The organism is Acinetobacter sp. UBA6720 (assembly GCF_002454215.1).
Taxonomy (GTDB): domain Bacteria; phylum Pseudomonadota; class Gammaproteobacteria; order Pseudomonadales; family Moraxellaceae; genus Acinetobacter.
Genome location: NZ_DKIK01000106.1, coordinates 1 through 4982, shown reverse-complemented (window position 1 = coordinate 4982; position 4982 = coordinate 1). Strand labels below are relative to the sequence as shown.

Annotated in this window: 2 protein-coding genes; both read left to right on the top strand. The window is 37.4% G+C overall.

Annotation, left to right across the window (positions count from 1 at the left end; translation table 11 throughout):
* The coding region (acnD, locus tag B4F08_RS09405) for a Fe/S-dependent 2-methylisocitrate dehydratase AcnD (RefSeq protein WP_291374230.1) at window positions 1-2428 on the top strand (2428 nt) is incomplete at its 5' end.
* A gap of 145 nt (window positions 2429-2573) precedes the next feature.
* Window positions 2574-4406, top strand: a complete 1833-nt coding sequence (locus tag B4F08_RS09400; RefSeq protein WP_291374229.1) for an NACHT domain-containing protein — start codon at window positions 2574-2576, stop codon at window positions 4404-4406.
* Window positions 4407-4982: the final 576 nt, after the last annotated feature.

The window sequence follows — 4982 nt, the reverse complement described above, 5'->3', positions numbered from 1 at the left end:
ACTGATTTTCTCAAAACAAGATCATGATTTCCCTTGGTATCCTGCACGTGTGGTGTGTCATGACATCCTTGGACAAACGGCACTTGTAGACCTTGCAGGTTTACGTGATGCGATTGCAGACCAAGGCGGTGACCCATCGAAAGTGAATCCCGTTGTGCCAACACAGTTGATTGTCGATCACTCTCTTGCTGTGGAATACGGTGGTTTTGACCCAGATGCCTTTGAGAAAAACCGCGCCATTGAAGACCGTCGTAACGAAGACCGTTTTCACTTCATCGAATGGACCAAGACCGCTTTTGAGAATGTCGATGTGATTCCTGCGGGGAATGGCATCATGCACCAAATCAACTTGGAGAAAATGTCTCCAGTGGTGCAAAACCGTGAAGGTGTAGCATTCCCAGATACGTGTGTTGGTACAGACTCACACACACCACATACCGATGCGCTCGGTGTGATTTCGATTGGTGTCGGTGGTCTAGAAGCTGAAAATGTGATGCTCGGTCGTGCATCTTGGATGCGTCTACCCGATATTATCGGTGTTGAATTGGTTGGGCAACGTCAAGCAGGTATTACTGCAACCGATATCGTATTGGCTTTGACTGAATTCTTGCGTAAAGAGCGTGTAGTCGGTGCATATCTTGAGTTCTTTGGTGAAGGCGCAGACAGTATGTCAGTGGGTGATCGTGCCACGATTTCCAATATGACCCCTGAATATGGCGCAACTGCGGCCATGTTCTATATCGACCAAAACACCATTGATTATTTAACTTTAACAGGTCGTGAAGCTGAGCAAGTTGCACTGGTTGAAAACTATGCCAAAGAAATTGGTCTTTGGGCATCGGATATGAAACAAGCGGAATATCCACGTGTCCTTCGCTTCGATCTTTCAACAGTAACACGTAATATTGCAGGCCCATCAAACCCGCATGCTCGTGTATCAACTGCGGATTTAAAAGAAAAAGGCATTGCAGGCGTGGTTGAAAACCGTACCGATGGTTTAATGCCTGATGGTGCTGTGATTATTGCTGCCATTACTTCGTGTACCAATACATCAAACCCTCGTAACACGGTTGCTGCGGGTTTATTGGCACGTAAAGCCAATGAATTGGGCTTAACCCGTAAACCTTGGGTGAAATCATCATTTGCACCTGGTTCTAAAGCAGCTGCTTTGTATCTTGAAGAAGCAGGCGTATTAGACGACTTAGAAAAACTCGGTTTTGGTATTGTGGCGTATGCATGTACTACCTGTAACGGTATGTCAGGTGCTTTAGACCCTAAACTACAACAAGAAATTATTGACCGTGACTTGTATGCAACTGCGGTACTTTCGGGTAACCGTAACTTCGATGGTCGTATCCATCCTTATGCAAAACAAGCGTTCTTGGCATCACCTCCGCTTGTAGTTGCGTATGCGATTGCAGGAACGATTCGTTTTGACATCGAAAAAGATGCATTAGGAAACGACAAAGACGGCAACCCAATTTACCTGAAAGACATTTGGCCTTCGGATGCTGAAATTGATGCCTTAGTCAAAGAGGCGGTGAAACCTGAACAGTTCCGTAAAGTGTACATTCCAATGTTTGACTTAGGTGTAACGGAAAAAGCAGCCAGTCCTTTATATGACTGGCGTCCGCAAAGTACTTATATTCGCCGTCCGCCGTACTGGGAAGGGGCTTTGGCTGCACCACGTACACTGGCAAATATGCGTCCGCTTGCCATCTTGCCTGACAACATCACTACGGATCATTTGTCACCATCGAATGCAATTATGATGGATTCAGCAGCAGGTGAGTACCTACACAAAATGGGCGTACCTGAAGAAGACTTTAACTCCTATGCAACGCACCGTGGTGACCATTTGACGGCACAACGTGCAACTTTTGCGAATCCGAAACTGTTTAATGAAATGGTGGTTCGTGCGGACGGTACGATCAAGCAAGGTTCGAAAGCACGTGTTGAACCTGAAGGCGAAGTAATGCGTATGTGGGAAGCCATTGAAACGTATATGAATCGTAAGCAACCGTTGATCATTATTGCAGGTAAAGACTATGGTCAGGGCTCTAGCCGTGACTGGGCTGCCAAAGGTGTCCGTCTTGCAGGTGTTGAAGCGATTGTGGCGGAAGGTTTTGAGCGTATTCACCGTACCAATTTAGTCGGTATGGGCGTGTTACCGCTTGAGTTTAAAGCAGGAACTGACCGTAAAACTTTAGGTTTAGATGGTACTGAACTGTATAGCGTGATTGGTAATATCGCGCCACGTTCGACTTTAACTTTAGTGATTGAACGTGCGACAGATGAAGGTAAGAGTGAAATCGTTGAAGTGCCTGTCACATGTCGCCTAGATACTGAAGAAGAAGTGTCTGTATATGAAGCGGGTGGTGTATTGCAACGCTTTGCGCAGGATTTCTTGGAAGGGAATGTGGCGTAACTAATCTCCCCTAACCCCTCTTTGCTAAAGAGGGGAAACTCCCTCCTTTGTAAAGGAGGGTTGGGGTAGGTTAAATATAAAAGTCATTGATATTATTGTAAAAGAACCCTACATTTATGTGGGGGATTTTATTTTTGGGGGGAGCATGGAAGACGTTATTATAAAAGAAGCAGTATCTGAACTGATAAAACAATTTACAATGCCAGTTTTTAATGGTCTAAAAAAGTTAACTAAAGATGCTAATAATAAAATTCAAGTTAGTTTGAATTTATGTTTTACAGAGTATTTGGAAAGAAATTATGAAAGATATTCTAAAACTAAAACACTTTTGTATAGAGATATACCAGTAAATATAAAAGATTTTTATGTTCGTACTAATTTAACTATTAATTTTAAAGAAGTAGAAGAACAAGATTTCATTAGTGAAATAGAGAAAAATAAAAGATTAGTAGTTTTAGGAGGGGCTGGATGTGGCAAATCAACATTTTGTAAAAGTATATTTATTGAGTTGATAGAAAAGCCTAGGGGGATTTTTCCTATTTTTATAGAATTGCGGCATCTAAATAATTTGGTAGATAAGTCATTATATAGCTATATGTTAGGTTTAATGATAAAAATTAATTCATCCTTTAATAAGGAACAATTAGACTACTCTTTTAAGCTGGGGAAGATTTTAGTTATATTAGATGGTTTTGATGAGGTAAATAGAGAGGATAGGGAGAAAATAGAGCAAGAAATTTTATATTTGTCTAATACTTATCATGGTATTAGAATATTGATTTCGAGTCGTTTTGATAGTAGATTTTCTTCTTGGGAAGAATTTTTCCAATATAAAATACAGCCTTTAGATAAAAATAAAGCTTTATCGCTAATTAATAAACTAGATTACGATAGGCTGATAAAGAAATCTTTTATAAGTGTACTCGAGAAAGAATTATATCAGTCTCATAAGAGTTTTGCTTCAAACCCGCTCTTGTTGATAATGATGCTCATGACTTATGAACAAATAGCAGAAATACCTAATAAATTGCATCTGTTTTATGAACAAGCATTTTTAACTTTATTTAATAAACATGATTCTTTAAAAAGTATGTATAAGCGAAAATCTTTTTCCAATTTGCCATTGGATGATTTTAAACGATGTTTAGAAGCTTTTTGTATATTAAGTTATTGTGATAGGTTGTATTTTTTCGAAGAAATTAAAATAAAAAAATATATCAATAATGCACTAAATATTGCTAATGTACATGCGGAAGCTGATGATTTTCTGAAAGACTTACTTGATTCGGTATGTATACTACAAAGAGATGGTTTAGGTTTCTCTTTTACGCATAGATCATTTCAAGAGTATTTTACAGCTCAATTTTTAGTAAATAAAGCTATTGAAAGAAAATATGAGATTTTTGATAAAATATATATGGTTAATGGGGGGGATAATATTCTTTCTATGGTATATGACATTAATAGTGACTTGATTGAAAAAGAATGGATAATTCCAAAAATTGATAAAATTTACTCTCATGTATATGAAATGAATAAAAATCATAGTTCTGAGTTGAATATTTTGAGTAGTATGTATTCTAAAATTACTATAATAGATGAAATAGAAAATGAAGATGTAGTGGAAATAGGTTATGTGTTAGGGGAAAACCCTGAAAAATACTTTAAATTTTACATGTTTCTGAAGGATTTTTATAAAGATGGGAGTTTTAATTTTTATGACCTAAGAAAGGATATAGTGGATGGGTGTACCGATCAGTATTTTGAAGGGCAGCTTATTGATTATATTAAAGAATATGGTGATATTGATTTAAATGAAACTTATAGAATTGATCCATTTGCAAGAGAGTTAATTAAGAGAGCTAAGTTGGTAGAATTAGTTTTAGAAAATATAAGATTTTTAAAAGACCAAGCTAATATTCTTAAGAAAAAACACTCAGAACAAGAAGTTGATATTTTTTCACTACTTTTAAATTAGTAATAGGTTCATGACTTAATTTTCTTATCAGTCATCGTCAATCTTTGAGATGATCAATAGGGAATCATTACTATAGGGATATGCTGGTTCTCCCCTTTCTAAAACACATTGAGAACAAAAATGGTAATTGCAGGTTCTAAATTGGTAGCAGAACTCTATTTTTGTATTCAATGCGGACACCGCACTTATTTAGAAATTGGTACAGACCGTTTACCCCCGTGTACCAAATGCCTTGGCCATCAATTTAACAACAAGATTGCCTAAGCTGCACACTGCAAAAAGTTATCCACTGTTTTGAATACAGCCCTGTCATTAGATAGGGCTTTTTATTTGTTGGAAGAAGTGTTTTGGATAAGCTAAAACGGATCCCATGACTCAAACGCATCTCGGCTTAAACGAATGCACTTATGATTTAACGCTCTAAAGACAATAATATAAGCTACTGATAGCACTTTCATGAATAAATTTTATTTAGCTTAGCTATTTTTGGAATACATCATTTCTTACATTTATGACGTCATCATTTGTCAAAATGATCAATAGACATCCATAATAAAATGCATATACTAGTAAGAC

Bases quoted from the DNA above. Each gene is read 5' to 3' on its own strand.
- B4F08_RS09400 (WP_291374229.1), top strand. From the start codon at position 2,574: ATGGAAGACGTTATTATAAAAGAAGCAGTATCTGAACTGATAAAACAA.